This is a genomic window from Streptomyces sp. NPDC051976, assembly GCF_040680795.1.
In the GTDB taxonomy this organism is placed as follows: domain Bacteria; phylum Actinomycetota; class Actinomycetes; order Streptomycetales; family Streptomycetaceae; genus Actinacidiphila.
Window position 1 is genome coordinate 303,566 of record NZ_JBFAXL010000005.1, and the last position, 21,066, is coordinate 324,631.

Genomic DNA, 21,066 nt, shown 5'->3' on the forward strand with positions numbered 1-21,066 from the left:
CGGGCGTGGAGCGACCCGATGAGGAGAGGCAGAGTTGAGCGAGTACCGCGAGGTGGCGGCGGAGCGGCCCGAGGGGCGGGCGGAGGAGGCGGGGCCGCGGGCCGCGGTGACCGCGGCGGACGCGGCCGACGCCGCGCGCCTGGTGTCCTTCGGGCTCCAGCCGCGCCTGCTGCCCGCGCGCGACGCGGAGTACGCCGAGCTGATCCGGCGGCACCAGGAGGACCCGGCGTTCGGTCGGCTCGCGGACGCCGTCGCGGCCGGACTCGGCCTGATCGTCCTGGAGGTGTCGCCCCGCGCGGGCATGGCGCTGGCCGCCGGCGAGGACTCCGTGTTCGCCGTCCGCATGGGCGACTACGCCCGCCGTGCCGCCTCCGACGCCGGCGACCGCTTCCTGCACGGCCTCGCCCACCTCGCCGCCGCCGCGCTGGCCTTCCCCCGCCCCGAGGACCTCGCCGACGACGGCTACATCGGCCGCATCACGGTGCACGGCGTCGACGCCTTCGTCCGGCAGGCGTGCCGCCGCCTGGAGGACCGCGCCGACGAGACGGGCGAGAACACCGACCCGGCCAGCGACGCCCCCGGCCTGGAAGCCGCCTGGCGGGTCTACACCCGCCGCAGCGCCACCGGCGCCACCAAGGACGCCCGGCGGCTGGCGAGTTCCACCACCGGCATCATCGGCAAGGCCGTCGCCTTCCTCGTGGAATCCGGCTTCCTGCAGCGCACCGGCGACGAGTCCGGCGGCACCTACCGCACCACCGCCCGCTACCAGTTGCAGGTCAGGGACATGGCGGGCAGCGCGGCCATGGCCGAACTCCTCGACCTCGGCATCGTGCCCGTCGGCGACGGCACCGCCACCCTCGTACCGGCGGCCGCCGACGACGGGGGCCTCGACCTGGCGGCAGACGCCGGGCTGCCGTTCCACGCCACGCCCTGACCCGGACCCCGCTCCGCCGCCCGACCCGCCCCGACCCGACCCGACCGCCGCACGCCACCCCGACCCCACGAGAGTCCGCCGCATGTACGAGCTTTCCCGACTCCGCCTCTACTCCATCGGGCCCGCGGGCGCGCGCTACGCCGACACCGTCCTCGACCTGCGCGGGGTCGGCGAGCCCGTACCGCAGCCCGCGCCCGCCCAGGGCGACTTCTTCGTGGACGAGCCGACCGGCCCCCCGCGCCGCCCGGCGCCCGCGGGCGTCCTCTTCCTGGAGAACGGCGGCGGGAAGTCCGTCCTGCTCAAGCTGATCTTCTCGGTGATGCTGCCCGGCCACCGCAACACCCTGGGCGGCGCCAGCTCCGGCGTGCTGCGCAAGTTCCTGCTCGCCGAGGACTGCGGCCATGTGGCGCTGGAGTGGCAGCACACCCTCACCGGCGAGCTCGTCGTCGTCGGCAAGGTCAGCGAGTGGCGCGGCCGCCAGGTCTCCACCGACCCGCGGAAGTTCGCCGAGGCGTGGTACTCCTTCCGGCCCGGCCCCGGACTCAGCCTGGACTCGCTGCCGGTCGCCGAGGCCGGAGCCGTACGGCCGCCCGTCGAGGGTCAGTCGGGCGCGCGCGGTCGGCGGCGCACCATGAAGGGGTTCCGGGACGCCGTCACCGAGGCGGGCAAGGCGTACCCGCACCTGGACGTGGTCTGGGAGGAGATCCACGACCGCTGGAACGAACACCTGGGCGACCTCGGCCTCGACCCCGAACTCTTCCGCTACCAGCGGGAGATGAACGCCGACGAGGGCGAGGCGGCCGGACTCTTCGCCGTCAAGAAGGACTCCGACTTCACCGACCTGCTGCTGCGGGCCGTCACCGACACCCGCGACACCGACGGCCTCGCCGACCTCGTGCACGGCTTCGCGGGCAAGCTCGGCCGCCGCGCCGAACTCACCGCGGAGCGGGACTTCACCGCGGGCTCGCTGGACCTGCTGGAGCGGATCGTGGACGGCGCCGCCGCCCGCGACCAGGCCCGCGGCGTCCACGCCCAGTCCGAGCGCCGCACCCGCGCCCTGGCCCGCTGCCTCACCGCCCGCGCCCAGCAGGAACGCGGCAGGACCGCGGAGCTGGCCGCGCACATGGACCGCGCCGCACACGCCGTCACCGACGCCGACCAGGCCCGCGGCGGCAGCGCCCTGATCGCCGCAGAACTCGCCTACCGGCACGCCTCGCTGGCGCTGGCCGCCGCCGACCGCGGTGCCACCGCGCTCCGCCGCGAGCTGGGCGACGCCCGTACGCTGCACGCCGCCTGGCAGGCGGCCGAGACCGTACTGCGGCACCGCGCGGCGGGCGACCGGCTGGAGCGCGTGACCGCCGCCATCCGCGAGGCCGAGCGCGACGCCGCCCCCGCGCTGGCCGCCCGTACCCGGGCCGCGGCCGATCTGGTCCGCGCCCTGCACGCCGCCGCCGGGCTCGCCGAGCGCCAGGCGGACGCCGAGGAGGAGCGGTCGGCCGCGCTCCAGGAGCGCTCCGAGGCCGCGCACGGCGACGCGACGGCCGCCGCCACCGAGGCGCAGCGGGCCCGCAGCGAGGCCGGGCACCTCGGGCAGCGGCTCGCCGAAGTCGCCCAGGAGACCGCCGAGGCGGTCAGTGCGGGCTGGCTCGACGACTCCGCACCCGACGCCGACCCGGCCCGCACCGCCCTGGCCGCCTCCGACGCCGAGCAGAGCGCCACCGCGCTGGCCCGCGCCGCCGCGGACACCGCCCGCGACGCCGCCGCCCGCGCCCGTGACCTGGCCGCCGCGGAATCGCGCGCCGACCTCGCCGCCTCCCGCGCCGCCGACGCGCTCACCACGGTGGAGGCCGCCCACACCGCCACCACGGTGGCCGCCACCGCCCTGTCCACCGACCCCCGGCTCACCGCCCTCCTCAGCCTCCCGTCCCCCCGCTCGGGCGGGAGGACGGGCGATCCGCGCACGGCCGCGGGCTCACGGGCCTCCCATGACGGCCGGGCTTCCGACGGCTCCGTCGGCACGTCCGGCGCGTCGCGCGGGGTTGCGGGCGGCCCCGGCACGGACGCGGCAGCGCACAGCGGCCCGCGTGTGGGCGGCCGGGCCGCGTCGGGTGGGCCCGCGGGCCCGAACGGCGGCCGGGCTTCCGACGAGACCGCCGACGCGTACGACGGCCTCGCCGCCGATGCCGACGGCGAGCGTAGGTCGGGCGGCCAGGCCGCCCCGGGAAGTGCCGGGGCCGCGCACGGCCGGGCTGCCGACGGGACCTCCCACGGGCTCGCCCCCGAAGGCGGCGCAGCCGACCGCGGCGCCCTCACCCCAGCGGAGCTGGACCGCTTCGCCGAGCCGCTGCGGGAACTGCTAGACGGGGCCGTCGGCGCCGCCGAGCGGCAGCTGTTCGAGCTGCGGACCGCGGCCGCGGACGACGCCCGCATCCTGGCGGCGCTGGGCGACGGCGGACTGCTGCCGCCGGGCCCCGACGTACTGGCGACGGTGGAGTACCTGGGGGAGCACGGCATCCCGGCGCTGCCCGGCTGGCGCTATCTGGCACAGGCGGTGGACCCGGGGGACCACGCCGTGGTGCTGGCCGCGCGGCCCGAACTGGTCGACGGGGTCGTGGTGACGGACCCCGGCACCTACCAGCGGGCCAGGGAGGTGCTGGCGCAGGCCGCCCTGCTGCCGCGCTCGACGGTCGCGGTCGGCACCGCCGCCGCGCTGCTCGCCCCGCCGCAGGCCGCCTCCGTGGCGGAGCAGGACGTCTTCCTGGTGCCGCCGAACCCGGCGATGCACGACGAACTCGCCGCCGACGGCGAGCGCCAGGAGCTGCGCGCCCGCGCGACCGCCCGCGAGGAGGAGATCAGGGTCCTCGCCGCCCGGCTGGCCCACGACCGCACCCTGGCCGCCCGGCTCGCGTCCTGGCGGGCCGACTGCCCGCAGGGCCGTCTCGACGAGCTGGCCGCCGAGGTCACCGCGGCGAAGGAGGCCGCCGAGCGGGCCCGCGCCGAACTCGCCGCGATCCGCGTCGAGCGGGCCGAGGCCGAGGCCGCGTCCGCCGAGGCCGCCCGGGAGAACGACACCCGCCGCGCCGCCGCCGAGCAGGCCCGCCGCCGGGCCGACGCCCTGGCCGGACTCGCCCACCGGCTGCGCGAGCGCGCCAACTGGCAGCGCCGGTCGCGCGAGCTGGCCGCCGACGCCGCCGAGGCCGAGGCCCGCGCCGAGGTGTGCCTGGCACAGGCCCGCGCCGCCGACGAGGACCGCCGCGCCGCGCAGCGCGCCTCCGACGACGCCCGCCGCACCGCCCGCGTGCTGCGCGCCGAGCGCTCGGAGATCGCGGGCGCTCCCGAGGAGAGCGCCGACGGCCCCGCCGCCGAACCCGCCGCGCCCACCGTGTCGCTGCCCGCCCTGCGCGAGGCGTACCGCGCGGCCTCCCAGCTCTACGAGAAGGTCGGCGTCGGCGCCGACCTGCGCGCCGAGCAGGCCCGCGCGGAGAGCACCGAGAACGCGGCGCTCGTCGAACTGGAACGCCTCACCAACAAGGTCCGCAGCCGCGCCGCCCAGCTCCTCGAAGGCCACGACGGCGCCGACGGCCCGTCCCGGCAGGCCGCCGCGGCCCGCGCCGAGCAGCTCGTCCAGACCCTGGAGTCGCGCGCGTCCACCGCCAGCGAGCAGCTGGGACGGCTGCGCGGCGAGGCCGAGCGGCTGGCGCCCGCCGACGGCGACCGGCACACCGACCTCGCCGACCCGTTGCTGCCGCGCGACGCCGAGCACGCGCAGGAGCTGCTGCGCGCGGCCAACGGCGAACTCGCCTCCCGTACCGACGCGTTGGAGCAGGCCAGGGCCGCGCACGCGGACGTGGTCAGGGCGCACCGGGCCGCGGAGGACGCCGCGGGCGGCTTCGAGGAGATCGCCGCGATGCTCCGCGACCTGCTGCGCGACAGCGCCCACGCGACCGCCGACGAGGACGAGCCGGAGCCGTACCCCGGCAGCCCCGAGGAGGCCAGGCATGCCGCGGCCGAGGCGCGCCGGAGCCTGCGCGGCTGCGCGGCCGACCTGTCCACCGCCGAGACCCACCTGCGCGAGGCCGCCGACGTCCTGGTGCGGCACGCCAACGCGGTGCGCTACGAACAGGTCAGGACGCCCGCCCGGCAGCAGATCAGGGAACTGCCCGCCTCCGCGCTGCCGGACCACGCGGCGGCCTGGGCGGCGGCCTTCGCCCCGCGGCTGCGCGTGCTGACCGACGAGCTGAACCAGCTGGAGCGCAACCGCGACAGCATCGTCGACCGGCTGCGCGGACTGGTGGAGTCCTCGCTCGCCACGCTCCGCTCCGCTCAGCGGCTCTCCCGCCTCCCGGAGGGGCTCGGCGAGTGGTCGGGCCAGGAGTTCCTGCGGATCCGCTTCGAGGACCCCGACCAGGCGGTGCTCACCGAACGCCTCGGCGAGGTGATCGACGAGGCGACGCGCTCCGCCGTACGGAAGAACTCCGACCTGCGCCGCGACGGCATGTCCCTGCTGCTGCGCGGAGTGGCGTCGGGCCTGGAGCCGCGCGGTATCGCGGTGGAGATCCTCAAGCCGGACGCGGTGCTGCGCGCCGAGCGGGTGCCCGTGGGGCAGATGGGCGACGTGTTCTCCGGCGGGCAACTCCTCACCGCCGCCATCGCCCTCTACTGCACGATGGCCGCCCTGCGCAGCAACGACCGGGGCCGCGACAAGCAGCGGCACGCGGGCACCCTGTTCCTGGACAACCCCATCGGCCGGGCCAACGCCACGTATCTGCTGGAGCTCCAGCGGGCCGTCGCGGACGCGCTGGGCGTGCAGCTCATCTACACCACCGGGCTGTTCGACACCACGGCGCTGGCCGAGTTCCCGCTGGTGGTCAGGTTGCGCAATGACGCCGACCTGCGCGCGGGGCTGAAGTACATCAGCGTCGAGGAGCACTTGCGTCCCGGGCTGCCGGTGCCCGACCCGCACGGCGAGCAGGTGCACGGCGAGATCACCGCCACCCGGATGTTCCGCCGCCCGCCGGAGCCCCAGCCCGACGAGCAGTCCCAGCCCACCGAGCCGCGGCCGGAAGGCTCGCAGCCCGGCGACTCCGCGTCCACCGGCCCCGTACCCGCCGGGTCCGTGCCGCCCCAGGCCACCTAGTCCGTCACCGGAAGCGGCGGACGGCGCGGCGGCTCAGACCCCGACGTGGCGGGGTATGTGGCCACGGGCGGACCTTCCGGTGGCGCGGGCGGTCCGCCGGGCCCTGCGGCGCTCCCTGCGCAGGGCCCGCGCCGCGCTGCTCGGGCTGGACACCACTCCGTTGCGCTGGTTCCACACCTGGCGGGTCACCCACACGTCCAGCACCGCCCAGGTGGCGACGACGGTCGTCAGCACGGTGCTGAGCAGCACGGGCGCCGAGAGCCAGGAGTGCCCCACGGCCAGCAGCATCGCCGTCACCGCCTGCACCAGCGCCACCGACGCGATCAGCGCCGCACGCACGGCGGCACTTCTGACCGGGTCGGGCATCCGCGGAGTCCCGACAGGTTCCTCGTCCCAAAGACGCCACTGTTCGCTCTCCATAAGGAGTGGCTGCCCCGAAAGTTCCCGGACCATTCCATGGTACGAATCCGGCCAGACCTGCCCAACCCTCTGGACGGGCTTTCGAGTTACCGCTGTGACAGTAGTAGGCTCACGCCGTTTAAACGCGACAGACGACCCCCGATCGGGGGAGACGTTGGGGAGGCCATGCGCTTTCGCGGTACGACGATCCGCCGGAAGATCGTGGCGCTGCTGCTGATCCCACTGGTGTCCCTGACCGCCATCTGGGCCTTCGCCGCCACTGTCACCGGGCGCGCGCTGCTCGACCGGCCGCACATCCAGCGAATAGTCGACAACGTCGGCTATCCCACCGACGAGACCGTGGGCGCTCTCCAGGCGGAGCGCAGGGTGGCGCTGGTCTATCTGGCCAACACCCGCGACAGCGAAGCGCGGATCGCGTTCAACAAGCAGGAACACGCCACCGACGCGTCCATTCTCAAGATGCGCACGCAGATCAGCACCTCCGGTGTCCGCGGCGACCTCGACAGCAGCACCAAGGCCCGGCTCGACACCCTCCTCAGCACCCTCGGCGGCCTCACCTCGCTCCGGCAGCGGATCGACAACGAGCGGATCACCCGCAACGACGCCTTCGACGCGTACAACACGCTGGTCGATCCCGCCTTCGACCTCTTCGAGGACCTGATCCCGCTCAGCGACGTGACGATCAACAGCCAGCGCCGCTCGGTCGTCGCCCTCAACCGCGCCCAGGAAGAGGTCAGCCGCGAGGACGCGCTGATGGCAGCCGCGATCAGCACCGGGCACATCAGCAAGCCCGAACTGCGCTCCTTCACCTTCGCGGTCGCCGAGCAGCGCAACTACTACGCCGCCAACCTCAGGACGCTGCCCGACGACGAGCGCGCGCCCTACGACGCGTACTGGCAGAGCCCCGGCGGCAAGAGCCTGCGCGCCGCCGAGGACGCGGTGATGGACGCGACCCCCGACACCGTGCCGATGATCGCCGCCCAGGAGTCCTGGCCCACCAAGGCCGCCTCCTCGATGGGCGACCTCGGCAGGCTCGGCAACACCTCCTACGCGCAGTTCAGCAGCCACGCCAAGCCGGTCTCCCGGACCCTGATCGTGGAGGCGGCCGTCGCCGGCGGCCTCGGCCTCATCGCGGTGATCGCCTCGGTGATCGTCTCGGTACGGATCGGCCGCAGCCTGATCCGCGACCTGTCCGGGCTGCGCCGCGAGGCCCAGGAGGTCTCCGGCACCCGGCTGCCCCGCGTCATGCGGCGGCTGGCCGCCGGCGAGCAGGTCGACGTCGAGACCGAGGTGCCCAGGCTGCAGTACGCGGACGACGAGATCGGGCAGGTCGGCAAGGCGCTCAACACGCTGCAGCGGGCCGCGGTCGAGGCCGCCGTCCGCCAGGCCGACATGCGCAAGGGCGTCTCCGAGGTCTTCGTGAACCTCGCCCGCCGCAGCCAGGTCCTGCTGCACCGCCAGCTCACCCTGCTCGACGCGATGGAGCGCCGTACCGAGAACGCCGAGGAACTGGCCGACCTGTTCCGGCTGGACCACATGACCACCCGCATGCGGCGGCACGCCGAGGGCCTGGTGATCCTCTCCGGTGTGGCCCCCTCCCGGCAGTGGCGCAAGCCCGTCCAGCTGATGGACGTGGTGCGGGCCGCCGTCGCCGAGGTCGAGGACTACGAGCGGATCGAGGTACGCCGCCTGCCCCGGCTGGCCGTCACCGGCTCCGCGGTCGCCGACCTCACCCACCTGCTGGCCGAACTCATCGAGAACGCCGCTGTGTTCTCGCCCCCGCACACCGCGGTCCGGCTGCACGGCGAACCCGTCGCCAACGGCTTCGTGCTGGAGATCGACGACCGCGGCCTCGGCCTGACGCCGGACGCGCTGCTGGAGTCCAACCTGCGGCTCGCCGAGACACCCGAGTTCGAGCTCTCCGACACCGACCGGCTCGGCCTGTTCGTGGTCAGCCGCCTCGCCCAGCGCCAGGGCGTCCGCGTCTCGCTGCGCCAGTCTCCGTACGGCGGCACCACCGCCGTCGTCCTGATCCCGGCGGGCCTGCTCACCGAGACCGGCGACGACACCGGCTCCACCAGGATCGGCGAGCAGGCCGAACCGCGGGCACTGGAACCGGCGGGCGACACCGAACACACCTTCCGGCAGTGGGGGCTGGACGCGATCGGCGGCGAGACCCAGAAGGAGCACGTGGCACACCCGGACGAGCCCGCCGTACTGCCGCTGGCCGAGACCGACGACCCGGCTCTCGACGACCCGCTGCCGCTGCCGCGCCGTCGGCGTTCCCGTACCGCCCCGGTGCTGGTCTCCGACCGCGGCCGTCCGGTCGGCACACCGACCGCGCCCACCCCGGGCGTTCCGCAGACCGATCCCGATCCCACCCCCGCGCAGCCGCAACCGCTGCCCGCGCGCGGTGCCACGGGCGCGGCGGGCGGCGGCGCCCTGCTGCCGCGCCGGGTCCGGCAGGCCAACCTCGCCCCCCAGCTGCGGGTCGAGGCCGCCCCCGAGGCTCCCGCGTCCGGCGGCGAGGGCTCCGGCGGCCGGGAGCGCTCGGCGGACGAGGTACGCGACCGGATGGCCTCGTTCCAGCGCGGCTGGCAGCGCGGACGCGAACTGGCCGCCTCGGACCCCGCACCCGGTCACTCCACCGCGACCGGCGACGACGACCCATCGACATCAGTACCGAGAACGACACCTGAGGGGAACGGTCGATGACCGCACCATCGAGCCCGACACGCGAGCTGAGCTGGCTCCTCGACGATCTGGTCTCCCGCGTGGCCAGCATCCGCAAGGCGCTCGTGCTCTCCGGCGACGGACTGGCCATCGGCGCATCCGAAGGACTCACCCGCGAGGACTCCGAGCACCTCGCGGCGGTCGCCTCCGGCTTCCACAGCCTGGCCAAGGGCGTAGGACGGCACTTCGAGGCCGGACGCGTCCGGCAGACCATGGTGGAACTGGACGACGCCTTCCTGTTCGTGACCGCGGCGGGCGACGGCAGCTGCCTGGCCGTGCTCAGCACGGCCGAATCCGACGTCGGCCAGGTGGCGTACGAGATGGCTCTGCTCGTCAAGCGGGTAGGTGCCCATCTGGGCACCGCGGCACGGCACGACGGCGGCGCCGCGCTCAGCGGTTGACCGCCTGAGCTGACCAACGGGGTGACTGGGTGACGGGGTGTCATGACTTCTGAATCGGACCGCTGGTACGACGACGCTGCAGGACCGGTGGTGCGGCCGTACGCGATGACGCGTGGTCGTACCAGTCACGCCGCCGAGGCGAGGCTCGACCTCATCGCCCTGGTGGTCACGGAGGCCGACGGCGTCGAGGGCGGCGCCCACGACGACCAGACGCTGTCACCCGAGCACCTCGACATCGTGGAACGCTGCCAGATCCAGGCCACCTCGGTCGCGGAACTGGCGGCGGACCTCGACCTTCCGGTCGGGGTGGTACGCGTGCTCGTCGGCGATCTGCTGGAGGCCGAGCACGTGCACATCCACAAACCGGTGCCCCCGGCCGAGCTGGTCGACGAGAGCATCCTGCGCGAAGTGATCAACGGACTGCGTGCCCTGTGACCGTGTGCGGCCGGTGATCCGTCCCCGCGCGCGGAAGGTGTTCGAACAGGGCTAGGCTCATGGAACACACATGCAAGTGCCCATCCCTGCAGGGAAGTAGACAGACATGGCTTTCGCGCGATCGGAACGCCGCCGCAAGCCCTCCGCCGACGAACCGGTAGCGCTCAAGCTGCTGGTGGCGGGCGGCTTCGGCGCCGGAAAGACCACGCTGGTCGGCGCGGTCAGCGAGATCAGACCGCTGCGCACCGAGGAGGCGCTCAGCGAGGCGGGCCGCCCGGTGGACGACATCGAGGGTGTGGAGTCCAAGCGGACCACCACCGTCGCCATGGACTTCGGCCGCATCACGCTCAACGACAACCTGGTGCTCTACCTGTTCGGCACCCCCGGGCAGGACCGGTTCTGGTTCCTGTGGGACGAGTTGGCGCAAGGCGCCCTCGGCGCGGTGGTGCTGGCCGACACCCGGCGGCTGGAGGACTGCTTCGCGGCGGTCGACTACTTCGAGCGCCGCGGCATCCCGTTCACCGTCGCCGTCAACTGCTTCGACGGTGCCGAACTGCACGCGCCGGAGACCGTCCGTGAGGCGCTGGACCTCGACAGCGGTGTGCCGGTGGTGCTGTGCGACGCACGCGAGCGGGACTCCGCCAAGACCGTACTGATCACCGTGGTCGAGCACGCGGCGAAGGTGGCGGCGCAGCGCAGGGAGCCCGCCGCCACCTGAGGGGCGCGTCCTACCGCCGCCCGCCCGCACCGACAACGGTGTCGGCGGTACGGCTCCCGGCCCGCCGGTGGGCCGCGGTGCTCTGCCGCCGTGCCGCGCCCGTCGGGCCGCTCGCGGTGCCCTCACCGCCGTCCGCCGCGGTGTCCTCCTCGTCGAGCCAGTCCAGACTGCGCTGGACGGCCTTGCGCCAGCGCCCGTACTCCTCCTCGCGGGTCCGCTCATCCATCCGCGGTGTCCACTCGGCGTCGCGCTCCCAGTGCGCCCGCAGGGTGTCCAGGCCGTCCCAGACGCCGGTGGCGAGCCCGGCGGCGTACGCGGCGCCCAGGCTGGTGGTCTCGGCGACCACGGGACGGAGCACCGGCACGCCCAGCACGTCCGCCTGATGCTGCATCAGCAGGCTGTTGGCGGTCATCCCGCCGTCGACCCGCAGCGCGCCGATCCGCACACCCGAGTCCTGGTACATCGCGTCGACCACCTCGCGGGTCTGCCAGCTCGTCGCCTCCAGCACCGCGCGGGCCAGATGCGCCTTGGTGACGTACGACGTCAGGCCGGTGATCACCCCCCGCGCGTCGGAGCGCCAGTAGGGCGCGAACAGACCGGAGAAGGCGGGGACGACATAGGCGCCGCCGTTGTCGGGGACGCTCGCCGCCAGCGCCTCGACCTCGGCGGCCGAGCGGATGACGCCGAGCTGGTCGCGCAGCCACTGCACCAGGGCGCCGGTGATCGCGATCGAGCCCTCCAGGGCGTAGACCGGGCGGTCGCCGCCCAGCCGGTAGCCGACGGTGGTGAGCAGGCCGTTCGTGGACGGCACCGGGCGCCGGCCGGTGTTGAGCAGCAGGAAACTGCCGGTGCCGTAGGTGTTCTTGGCCTCGCCCACGTCGAAGCAGGTCTGGCCGAACAGCGCCGCCTGCTGGTCGCCGAGCGCGGCGGCCACCGGCACCCCCGCCAGCCTGCCGGTGGCCGTCCCGTACACCTGCGCCGAGGGCCGGATGTGCGGCAGCACCGCCTCGGGGATGTCCATGGCGGCCAGGATCGCCGGATCCCAGTCCAGGGTGTCCAGGTTCATCAGCAGGGTGCGCGAGGCGTTGGTGACGTCGGTGACGTGGACGCCGCCGCCGGTGCCGCCGGTCAGGTTCCAGATCAGCCAGGAGTCGATGGTGCCGAAGGCGATCTCGCCGTTCTCCGCGCGCCGCCGCAGGCCGGGCACATGGTCGAGCAGCCAGGCGACCTTGGGCCCTGAGAAGTAGCTCGCCAGGGGCAGCCCGGTGGCGTCTCGGAACCTGTCCTGCCCCTGGGCGCCGCCGAGTTCGGCGCACAGCGCCGTGGTGCGGGTGTCCTGCCAGACCACGGCGTTGTGCACAGGGCGGCCGGTGGACCGGTCCCACAGGACCGTGGTCTCGCGCTGGTTGGTGATGCCGAGGGCGCTCAGCTCGTCGGCCCGCAGCCCGGCCCTGGCGAGCGCGCCCGCCAGTACGGCCTGGACCTTGGCCCAGATCTCGGTCGCGTCGTGCTCGACCCACCCCGGGCGGGGCAGGATCTGCCGGTGCTCGCGCCGGTCGGCGGCGACGACCCGGCCGCCGTTGTCGAAGATGAGGCAGCGGGTGGAGGTGGTGCCCTGGTCGATCGCAGCTACGTAGGTCAGGGACTGTTCGCTCACGTCAGTCTCCCTTGCCCGGTCCGAGCGGACCGTGTCGGGAATGGACGGCGCGCGCGGGCCGCCGGTTACCCGGGTCCCCTCCCGCGAACCGGCGCCGCGCACCGGGAAGTGTTCTCCCGTGGTGACGGAGCGTCAAGAACCTTGACCGTACGGTCCGCGGCTCCGCGATCGGCCCGGGTGGCGGCTCACCTCACGACGACCACCGAGGAGCCGTGGCCGAACAGCCCCTGGTTCGCGGTGATTCCGAGCCGCGCACCCGGCACCTGCCGGTCTCCTGCCCGGCCTTGGAGCTGCCACACCACCTCGCAGACCTGTGCGACGGCCTGCGCGGGCACCGCCTCGCCGAAGGAGGCGAGACCGCCGCTGGGGTTCACCGGGACCCGGCCGCCCGGTGCGGTGGCGCCCGACCGCAGCAGCGCGGCGCCCTCTCCCGGCGGGCACAGGCCCAGGTCCTCGTACCACTGCAGTTCCAGTGCCGTCGACAGGTCGTAGACCTCGGCCAGGTCGAGGTCGCCGGGCCCCGCGCCCGCTTCCTCGTACGCCGCCGCCGCGATCGCCGCGCGCGGCTCGGCGCCGGGCGGCGGCACCGCGACGGCCGAGTCGGTGGCCAGGTCCGGCAGGTCGAGCACGGTCCGCGGGTACGTGGGCGTCACCGTGGAGACCGCGCGGATCCGCACCGGGTCGGCGGTGCGGCGGCGGGCGAACTCCATGCTGGACAGGACGAGGGCCGCGCCGCCGTCGGAGGTGGCGCAGATGTCCAGCAGCCGCAGCGGATCGGCGACGACCGGGGAGGCGGCGACCTCGCAGGCGTCGACGGCCTTGCGGTAGCGGGCGTGCGGATTGGCCGCGCCCGACGCGGAGTTCTTCACCTTCACCGCCGCGAAGTCCTCGGCGGTGTCGCCGTACAGCGCCATACGGCGGCGCGCGTAGAGGCCGAAGTAGGCGGGGTTGGTGGCGCCGAGGACCCGGAAGCGCAGCCAGTCGGGGTCGTCGGGGCGCTCGCCGCCCGCGGGGGCGAAGAAGCCCTTGGGGGCCGCGTCGGCGCCCACCACCAGTGCCACGTCGGTGAGTCCCGCCAGGATCTGCGCGCGGGCGGTGGCGATGGCCTGGGCGCCGGAGGCACAGGCGGCGTAGACGCTGGTGACCCGCGCGCCCTGCCAGCCGAGCGCCTGGGCGAAGGTCGCGCCCGCCACATAACCGGGATAGCCGCCGCGTACGGTGTCGGCGCCGACCACGGAGCCGATCTCGCGCCAGTCGAGCCCGGCGTCGGCCAGCGCCTCGCGGGCGGCGGCCACGCCGTACTCCGTGAACGGCCGTCCCCACTTGCCCCAGGGGTGCATTCCGGCGCCCAGCACCGCGATGTCGCCGCTCACCGCGCACCGCCCGCCGGCCGCCAGTGCCAGGTGGCGCGCGGCCCGTCGGGGTCGCCGCCGTCCGCGCCGATGAGCCCGGGCACCAGCTCGACCGCCATCCCCACGGCCAGGTCGTCCGTGCGGTAGCCGGGGGCGGCCTGCCCGAGCACCACCATCTTCTCGGCCGCCAGTTCCACCGCGACCAGGGTGTACGGCTGCCACGGCCGCGCGGGGTCCGACGGGTAGGGCGCGGGCGGCCGGTAGCGGGCGTCGGTGTACGACCAGATGTGCCCGGTGCGCGACAGCGGGGTCTCGTCGAGGGTCGTGCCGTCGCAGGCGGGGTTGCGGCAGAAGGTGTCCTCGCGGGGGAAGAACACACTGCCGCAGTCCCGGCAGCGGGTGCCCAGCAGCCGGAACTCCTCGTCGCCGCCCCCGGTGAACCAGCCCGCCACCACGGGTACTCGCTCCTGCTCCACGTGCGGCCTCCCGCTCTCGGCACCACTTCTGACGACCCGTCAGAAGTGTGCCACGGGCGGCGGCCCGGCGGAACGGGGTGTCGGTCCCCGTGGGCGGGCCCTAGGCGTCGTCGCCCGGCTCGCCGTGCTCCGCCAGCCACTTGGCGGCGGTCTCGGCCAACTCCGCGTCCCGGCCCGCCAGCATGGTGGTGATCATCTTCACGTCGCCGCGCAGCGACCACGCCGGGTGGCCGAAGGTGGCGGGGTTGTTCTTCTCGATCAGGAAGTGGGCGGGCCAGGCCGTCCCGTAGCCGATCAGCGGCAGCGCCGCCGCGTACCGTCGCCGTCCGCGCGCGAGCCCGTACCCGGTGACCGCGAGACCGGTGAGCGTCCCGGCCAGGTGGACCCAGCGGGTGGCGGCCTTGGAGTGCATCGCCACGTAGTACGGCCAGAACTCCTCGAACGAGGTGAAGGTCTGCTTCGTCATGACCGCACCGTAGCGCCGTGTCCTGACCCTGTCAGGGGGCCGCGGCTCGTGGTACGGTCATCTCGTACTGAGAAAGACTCGAACCGAGAACAACTGGTGCCCGGCGCGTGCGACCCGCGCGGCGGGCGCGCGGGAGTGGCGGTGGACGCACGAAGCGAGGGGCAGCGCGGGCGGGACACCCCCGCCGCGTACGACCCGCGCGCGTTCGAGCCGATCGCCGTGACCGTCGACGTGGTCGCCCTCACGCTGCGCGCGGGCCGGCTGCACGTGCTCGCCGTCGAGCGCGGCGGGCCGCCGTTCGCGGGGGAGTGGGCGCTGCCCGGCGGCTTCGTACGGGCCGGGCGGGAGTCGCTGGACGAGGCGGCGGCCCGCGAACTGGCCGAGGAGACCGGGCTGGACGCGACCGCGCTCGGCCGGATCCACCTCGAACAGCTCGGTACGTACGGCAGTCCCGACCGGGATCCGCGGCTGCACGTGGTCTCGGTCGCCTATCTCGCCTTCGCCCCGGGACTGCCCGAGGCACGGGCGGGTGGTGACGCCTCAGGCGCCGCCTGGATCCCGCTGGAAGCAATATCCCCTGGCGGGCAACCGTCGGAGGCAGCGCGGCGTCCCTTCGAGCAGGGTCGGCGGACCGGAACCTACGGGGGTGGTACCGGCCGCCGGCCTTCTTCCTCCCGACCCCCTTCCGGGGACACCCCGGAACCCGTCGGGGACCCCGCCGCGACGCCCTCCGAGGGCCCCGGCGGCGGCCTCGCGTTCGACCACGACCGCATCCTGGCCGACGGCGTGGAGCGTGCCCGCGCCAAGATCGAGTACACCCCGCTGGCGACCGCCTTCCTCGGCGAGACGTTCACCATGACCGACCTGCGCGCCGTCTACGAGACGGTCTGGGGCGCGGCCCTGCACGCGGGCAACTTCCACCGCAAGGTGCTCTCCGTGCCCGGCTTCGTCGAGCCCACCGGCGCCACCGACACCCGCCCGGGCAGCCGCGGCGGCCCCCGCGCCCGGCTCTACCGCGCCGGCGACGCCCGGCTGCTGCACCCCGCGCTCCTGCGACCCGACAGCCCCGCTCTGTGAGCGTCCCCGCCCCCGCACCCGCATCCCTCCGATAGGGTCCGCCCGTGCCCAAGGACTCCCACTGCTCCACCTGCGGCGCCCCCTTCGGCGCCGATCCCGGCTGGCCGCGTACCTGCCCCGCGTGCGGGGCCGTCAGCTACCGCAACCCGCTGCCGGTCGCGCTCGCCCTGCTGCCGGTCAGGCAGGAGGGGCGGACCGGCCTGGTGGTGATCCGCCGCACCATCCCCCCGCACATCGGTGAACTCGCCCTGCCCGGCGGCTTCATCGACCACGGGGAGAGCTGGCAGCACGCCGTCACCCGGGAGCTGCGCGAGGAGACCGGCATCCCCGCCGACACCGCGGACGTCACCCTCGCCGACGCGCTCACCGACGAACAGGGCGGCTATCTGCTGCTGTTCGGCCTGCTGCCCGAGCGCGAACTGTCCGCGCTCCCGGCCTCGGTGCGCACCGACGAGACGGACGGCTTCCAACCGCTGTGGCAGCCGTCCGAGTTGGCCTTCCCGCTGCACACCCAGGCCGTCCGCCGCTGGTTCGACGGGGCGTACGCCAAGCCGTAGCCGTAGCCGTTGCCGTAGCCGGGGGCGCGTGGCTGATCAACCGTCAGCTGTCGGCTCGCCGGTACCGCGTACCCGCACCCGGTAACCGACGGGGCCGCCGCGCTGCTTGGCCTTCTTGCCGCGGCCGCCGTCCCGTTCGACCACCACCTCGCCGTCGGCCCAGCGCGTCAGGAACCGCTCGACCCGCGGCTTCCCCCAGCCCTCCGGGTCGCCGGTGACGACCACGCCGCCGCCGGTGCGGTCCTTGCGCGGCGCCCACACCTCCAGCTCCACCTCGCCGTCGGGGCCCACCACCGGAAGCAGCGAGCCTGCCCGCGCCAGCACCGGGACGCGCCCGAGCGGGGCGTCCAGCACGATCTGCCCGGGGCCGCGGTAGGCCGCGCCGGTGGCGGTGTCGTACCAGCGCCCGCGCGGCAGCCGCACCAGCCGGCGTACCGCGCCCTCCTCCAGCACCGGGGCCACGAGCAGCGCGTCACCCAGCAGGAAGGCGTCACCGCACTCGCGCAGCGCCCGGTCCCCGGGGGAGTTCCACCACAGCGGGCGGACGTACGGCGCCCCGGTGCGGTGCGCGATGTGCGAGAGCGTCTCCAGGTACGGCATCAGCCGGGTGCGCTCGGCCAGCGCCGCCCGTGCGTGCTCCAGCACCTCGGGGCCGAACTCCCACGGCTCGCGGCGCCCCGCGGTGATCGCCGAGTGGGTACGGAAGAACGGCAGGTACGCGCCGAGCTGGAACCAGCGCAGATACAGCTCGGGCGAGGGCGAACCGGTGAAGCCGCCCACGTCGGGCCCCGAGTACGGCACCCCGCACAGCCCGAGGCCCAGGACCAGTGCCAGCGACGCGCGCAGCCCCGCCCATCCGGTCTCGACATCGCCCGACCAGGTGCCGCCGTACCGCTGCATCCCCGCCCAGCCGGACCGGGAGAAGAGGAACGGCCGCTGCTCGGGCCGCAGTTCGCGCAGACCCTCGTACCCCGCGCGGGCCATCGACAGGCCGTAGACGTTGTGCGCCTCGCGGTGGTCACCGCCGCGGCCCTCCAGCGCGTGCCGGGCCGAGCGGGGCAGCGTCGGCTCGCCGAAGGCCGCGAAGGACACCGGCTCGTTCATGTCGTGCCACACCCCGGCGAAGCCCTGCGCCAGCCGCTCCGCGTACAGCCCGCCCCACCACCTGCGCACCCGGGGGTCGGTGAAGTCGGGGAAGGCCGACTCGCCCGGCCACACCACGCCCCGCACCTCCCGCTCGCGCGCGTCCCGTACGAAGGCGTCGTGCGCCGTACCGCTGTCGTAGACCGCGACGCCCGGCAGCGCCCGCACCGCGGGGTCGACGATCGAGACCAGCCGCACGCCGTCCCGTGCCAGGTCCGCCGCCAGCAGCGGCAGATTGGGGAAGCGGCGCCGGTCGACGGTGAAGACCCGGTGGCTGTCGAAGTGGTCGATGTCGAGATGGAGCACGGACAGCGGCAGCCCGCGCTCGCGGTAGCCGGACGCCACCCGGCGCACCTCCTCGTCGCTGCCGAACCCCCACCGCGAGTGCTGGTGGCCGAGCGCCCAGCGCGGCGGCAGCGCGGGCCGCCCGGTCAGTGCCGTCCACCCCGCGAGCACCCGGGCGGGCGTACCGGCGATCACCCAGTAGCGCAGCGGACCGCCCTCCATCCGCAGCTCGCAGCCGCCCGGCCGGTCGTGCCCCGAGCCCGCGCCCACCTCGCCGTCCCGCAGTGTCACCCGGCCGTCCCAGGTGCTGTCGTGGAAGACCAGATGGCAGCCCGCGTCGGCGACCACCAGCTGCACCGGCATGGTGATGTACAGCGGGTCGTCACCCGGGCCGAACGACCCGTCGGGGTCGGTGTTCCACAGCCGGTAGTGGCCCGCGGGCAGCCGCGGCCCGACCGCCCGGCCGCCCAGCCCGTAGGTCCGCGCGTCCGCGGGTGTCTCCGAGCGCTGCACCCAGCGCACGGCCCGCCCGTCGCGCGGCTCGGCCGGGTCCCACCAGCGCGGCGGCAGTTCGCGGCGCAGCAGCAGGCCGCCCGGCGTGCGGATCTCCACCGCGCCGTGCCGCGACACCACGACGGTGACGCGTTCCGACACCACCCGCCAGCCGTCCTTGTCCGGTTCCAGGACCGCCCGTACGTCCGGTTCGGGAAGAGTGCCGGCCAGCGCGTACGACGGCTCGGGCCCGGCGTCGTCCCAGCCGCAGAACACGGCGCCGCCCACCGCGACCAGCACCCGCAGCGAGGACCGCGCGAAGTGCACCGTGCCACCGCCCGGCCCCGGCTCGGCGTCCCGCGCCGCGCCCGGCACCCTGGCCCGCTCCGGCCCGCGCTTGGGCAGATCGCGCGCGTCGGTGCGCTCTCTGCGCCACGCCGAGCGCCCGGCCCGCCACCCACCGGCGGAAGCCGCCATCCGCAGCGCCCGCCGCAGGTCAGAACCATCCATGCGCCCCAGCCTTCCACTCGTCCGGACCACCGTGCCGCCCGTTCGTTCACCGTTCACCTGCAGGAAGGCGCTGGTTCACCGCCGCGTGAGGGACCCGCCCTGGCGCGGAAGACGATCACATGGCATCGTCCTGCCCAGCCCCCACGCCGGACATTCCGCGCGCGGGGCACGAGTCGCACACGCCAGCCGCACACACGCAACGACGCGTACCGTCCGGGAGCCGCCGTATGAGCACCACGCCCGAGCCCGCCCACGATCCGGAGCCCCTGTGGACCCCAGGACCCGAGCGGATCGCCCGTGCGCAGGTCACCCGGTTCCAGGAGTGGGCGGCCGACCGGCACGGCGCGCCCGCGGGAGTGCCCGGCGACCCGGCGGGCAGCTACGCCGCCCTGCACGCGTGGTCGGTCCGCGAGCCCGAGGTGTTCTGGCGCGCCATCACCGAGTGGTTCGACGTACGCTTCGGCACCCCGTACGAGGCGGTGCTCGCCGACGCGTCGATGCCCGGCGCGCGCTGGTTCCCCGGCGGCACCCTCAACTACACCGAGCACGCGCTGCGGCCCGCCCTCGACCCCGAGCGGGCGGGCGAGGCCGCGCTGCTGCACCTCGACGAGAGCCATGAGATCGGCACCGTGACCTGGGCCGAACTCAGCCGCCAGGTCGCCTCACTGGCCGCCTCGCTGCGCCGCCTCGGCGTCACCCCCGGCGACCGCGTCAGCGGCTATCTGCCCAACATCGCGCAGGCCGTCGTCGCCGTGCTCGCGACCGCCGCCGTCGGCGGCGTGTGGACCTCCTGCGCCCCGGACTTCGGCGCCCGCAGCGTCCTGGACCGCTTCCAGCAGGTCGAGCCCGTCGTGCTGTTCACCGTCGACGGCTACCGGTACGGCGGCAAGAGCCACGACCGCTCCGCGATCGTCGCCGAGATGCGCGCGGGACTGCCCACCCTGCGCGCCACCGTGCACATCCCGCTGCTCGGCACCCCCGCCCCGGCAGGCGCCCTCGACTGGGCCGACCTGGTCGCCGACGACCCCGAGCCGGTCTACGAGCAGGTGCCCTTCGACCACCCGCTGTGGGTGCTCTACTCCTCGGGCACCACGGGGCTGCCCAAGGCCATCGTCCAGTCCCAGGGCGGCATCCTGCTCGAACACCTCAAGCAGACCGGTCTGCACAACGACCTCGGACCCGGCGACCGCTTCTTCTGGTACACCTCCACCGGCTGGATGATGTGGAACTTCCTCGTCTCCGGCCTGCTCTCGGGCGCCACGATCGTGCTCTACGACGGCAGCCCCGGCTACCCCGACACCGCCGCGCAGTGGGGCGTCGCCGAGCGCACCGGCACCACGGTCTTCGGCACCTCGGCGGCCTATGTCATCGCCTGCCGCAAGGCGGAGGTGCACCCGGGCCGCGACTTCGACCTGTCCGCGGTCAAGTGCGTGGCCACCACCGGGTCACCGCTGCCGCCCGACGGCTTCCGCTGGCTGCACGACGAGGTCAAGGAGGACCTCTGGATCGCCTCGGTCAGCGGGGGCACCGATGTGTGCAGCTGCTTCGCGGGCGGCGTCGCCACCCTGCCGGTGCACATCGGCGAACTCCAGGCGGCGTGCCTGGGCACCGACCTGCAGGCGTGGAACGTCGACGGCGAGCCCGTCGTCGACCAGGTCGGCGAACTCGTGGTCACCAACCCGATGCCCTCGATGCCGATCCGCTTCTGGAACGACCCGGGCGGCGTGCGGTACCAGGAGAGCTACTTCGAGATGTTCCCCGGTGTCTGGCGGCACGGCGACTGGATCACCATGACCTCCCGCGGCACCGTCGTCATCCACGGCCGCTCCGACTCCACCCTCAACCGGCAGGGCGTCCGGATGGGTTCCGCGGACATCTACGAGGTCGTCGAGCGGCTTCCCGAGATCAAGGAGTCGCTGGTCATCGGTATCGAGCAGTCCGACGGCGGCTACTGGATGCCGCTGTTCGTCCAGCTCACCGACGGCGCGGAGCTCGACGACGACCTGCGCGACCGTATCCGCTCCGCCATCCGCGCCCAGCTGTCGCCCCGCCATGTGCCGGACGAGATCATCGAGACCCCCGGCGTCCCGCACACCCTCACCGGCAAGCGGATCGAGGTCCCGGTCAAGCGTCTGCTCCAGGGCACCGCGCTGGACAAGGCCGTCAACCCCGGCTCCGTCGACGACCTCGAAGTGCTGCGCTTCTACGAGCGGCTGGCGGCCGACCGCCTGGCCGGCGGCGGAAGCGGCCGCCCGTAGAAGCGTCCTCACCGG

The 21,066-nt window shown here is 74.6% G+C and carries 15 protein-coding genes; 9 read left to right on the forward strand and 6 right to left on the reverse strand.

Annotated features, from left to right (window positions below):
• Positions 1 to 52 precede the first annotated feature (52 nt).
• Positions 53 to 934 (forward strand): hypothetical protein, encoded by an 882-nt coding sequence (locus AB0M29_RS08735; RefSeq protein ID WP_365381044.1) that lies wholly within the window; start codon positions 53 to 55, stop codon positions 932 to 934.
• 82 nt (positions 935 to 1,016) lie between these two features.
• On the forward strand, positions 1,017 to 6,071 hold the full coding sequence (locus AB0M29_RS08740) for a hypothetical protein (protein WP_365380955.1): 5,055 nt from the start codon (positions 1,017 to 1,019) through the stop codon (positions 6,069 to 6,071).
• 33 nt (positions 6,072 to 6,104) lie between these two features.
• On the opposite strand, the gene AB0M29_RS08745 is transcribed toward AB0M29_RS08740, so the two are convergent.
• On the reverse strand, positions 6,105 to 6,410 hold the full coding sequence (locus tag AB0M29_RS08745; RefSeq protein ID WP_365380958.1) for a hypothetical protein: 306 nt from the start codon (positions 6,408 to 6,410) through the stop codon (positions 6,105 to 6,107).
• A gap of 246 nt (positions 6,411 to 6,656) precedes the next feature.
• On the opposite strand from AB0M29_RS08745, the gene AB0M29_RS08750 reads away from it, so the two are divergent.
• From AB0M29_RS08750 to AB0M29_RS08765, 4 genes are all read left to right on the forward strand, one after another.
• A complete protein-coding gene (locus AB0M29_RS08750; protein ID WP_365380960.1) occupies positions 6,657 to 9,206 on the forward strand; it encodes a nitrate- and nitrite sensing domain-containing protein in 2,550 nt (849 codons plus the stop codon).
• Positions 9,203 to 9,625, forward strand: coding sequence for a roadblock/LC7 domain-containing protein (locus AB0M29_RS08755; RefSeq protein ID WP_365380962.1), 423 nt, complete (start codon positions 9,203 to 9,205; stop codon positions 9,623 to 9,625). The genes AB0M29_RS08750 and AB0M29_RS08755 overlap by 4 nt, the downstream gene beginning before the upstream one ends.
• 42 nt (positions 9,626 to 9,667) lie before the next feature.
• On the forward strand, positions 9,668 to 10,060 hold the full coding sequence (locus AB0M29_RS08760; protein WP_365380965.1) for a DUF742 domain-containing protein: 393 nt from the start codon (positions 9,668 to 9,670) through the stop codon (positions 10,058 to 10,060).
• Between the two features lie 106 nt (positions 10,061 to 10,166).
• Positions 10,167 to 10,778 (forward strand): ATP/GTP-binding protein, encoded by a 612-nt coding sequence (locus tag AB0M29_RS08765; RefSeq protein ID WP_365380968.1) that lies wholly within the window; start codon positions 10,167 to 10,169, stop codon positions 10,776 to 10,778.
• Between the two features lie 10 nt (positions 10,779 to 10,788).
• Here AB0M29_RS08765 and glpK read toward each other — a convergent pair whose 3' ends face one another.
• The 4 genes from glpK to AB0M29_RS08785 form a co-directional block, all read right to left on the reverse strand.
• Entirely contained in the window at positions 10,789 to 12,435 is a 1,647-nt protein-coding gene (gene glpK, locus AB0M29_RS08770) for a glycerol kinase GlpK (RefSeq protein ID WP_365380971.1), read from the reverse strand.
• Between the two features lie 185 nt (positions 12,436 to 12,620).
• Positions 12,621 to 13,808 carry a lipid-transfer protein gene (locus tag AB0M29_RS08775; protein WP_365380974.1) on the reverse strand — a complete coding sequence of 396 codons (1,188 nt, stop codon included), beginning with the start codon at positions 13,806 to 13,808 and terminating at the stop codon, positions 12,621 to 12,623.
• Positions 13,805 to 14,263 carry a zinc ribbon domain-containing protein gene (locus AB0M29_RS08780; protein WP_365380977.1) on the reverse strand — a complete coding sequence of 153 codons (459 nt, stop codon included), beginning with the start codon at positions 14,261 to 14,263 and terminating at the stop codon, positions 13,805 to 13,807. The genes AB0M29_RS08775 and AB0M29_RS08780 overlap by 4 nt, the downstream gene beginning before the upstream one ends.
• A gap of 100 nt (positions 14,264 to 14,363) precedes the next feature.
• A complete protein-coding gene (locus AB0M29_RS08785) occupies positions 14,364 to 14,729 on the reverse strand; it encodes a DUF962 domain-containing protein (RefSeq protein ID WP_365380979.1) in 366 nt (121 codons plus the stop codon).
• Positions 14,730 to 14,870: 141 nt separating this feature from the next.
• On the opposite strand from AB0M29_RS08785, the gene AB0M29_RS08790 reads away from it, so the two are divergent.
• Positions 14,871 to 15,806: an NUDIX domain-containing protein gene (locus tag AB0M29_RS08790; RefSeq protein ID WP_365380982.1), complete on the forward strand. Its 936-nt coding sequence runs from the start codon at positions 14,871 to 14,873 to the stop codon at positions 15,804 to 15,806.
• A gap of 44 nt (positions 15,807 to 15,850) precedes the next feature.
• Entirely contained in the window at positions 15,851 to 16,363 is a 513-nt protein-coding gene (locus AB0M29_RS08795; RefSeq protein ID WP_365380985.1) for an NUDIX domain-containing protein, read from the forward strand.
• Positions 16,364 to 16,399: 36 nt separating this feature from the next.
• Here AB0M29_RS08795 and AB0M29_RS08800 read toward each other — a convergent pair whose 3' ends face one another.
• Entirely contained in the window at positions 16,400 to 18,793 is a 2,394-nt protein-coding gene (locus AB0M29_RS08800; protein ID WP_365380987.1) for a glycoside hydrolase family 31 protein, read from the reverse strand.
• A 227-nt stretch (positions 18,794 to 19,020) separates the two neighbouring features.
• On the opposite strand from AB0M29_RS08800, the gene AB0M29_RS08805 reads away from it, so the two are divergent.
• Positions 19,021 to 21,051 (forward strand): acetoacetate--CoA ligase, encoded by a 2,031-nt coding sequence (locus AB0M29_RS08805; protein ID WP_365380990.1) that lies wholly within the window; start codon positions 19,021 to 19,023, stop codon positions 21,049 to 21,051.
• Positions 21,052 to 21,066: the final 15 nt, after the last annotated feature.

Excerpts from the sequence above, each read along its gene's own strand:
- AB0M29_RS08740 (WP_365380955.1), top strand. The coding sequence starts at position 1,017 with ATGTACGAGCTTTCCCGACTCCGCCTCTACTCCATCGGGCCCGCGGGC.
- AB0M29_RS08750 (WP_365380960.1), top strand. The coding sequence starts at position 6,657 with ATGCGCTTTCGCGGTACGACGATCCGCCGGAAGATCGTGGCGCTGCTG.
- AB0M29_RS08755 (WP_365380962.1), top strand. The coding sequence starts at position 9,203 with ATGACCGCACCATCGAGCCCGACACGCGAGCTGAGCTGGCTCCTCGAC.
- AB0M29_RS08760 (WP_365380965.1), top strand. The coding sequence starts at position 9,668 with ATGACTTCTGAATCGGACCGCTGGTACGACGACGCTGCAGGACCGGTG.
- AB0M29_RS08765 (WP_365380968.1), top strand. The coding sequence starts at position 10,167 with ATGGCTTTCGCGCGATCGGAACGCCGCCGCAAGCCCTCCGCCGACGAA.
- AB0M29_RS08785 (WP_365380979.1), bottom strand. The coding sequence starts at position 14,729 with ATGACGAAGCAGACCTTCACCTCGTTCGAGGAGTTCTGGCCGTACTAC.
- AB0M29_RS08800 (WP_365380987.1), bottom strand. The coding sequence starts at position 18,793 with ATGGATGGTTCTGACCTGCGGCGGGCGCTGCGGATGGCGGCTTCCGCC.
- AB0M29_RS08805 (WP_365380990.1), top strand. The coding sequence starts at position 19,021 with ATGAGCACCACGCCCGAGCCCGCCCACGATCCGGAGCCCCTGTGGACC.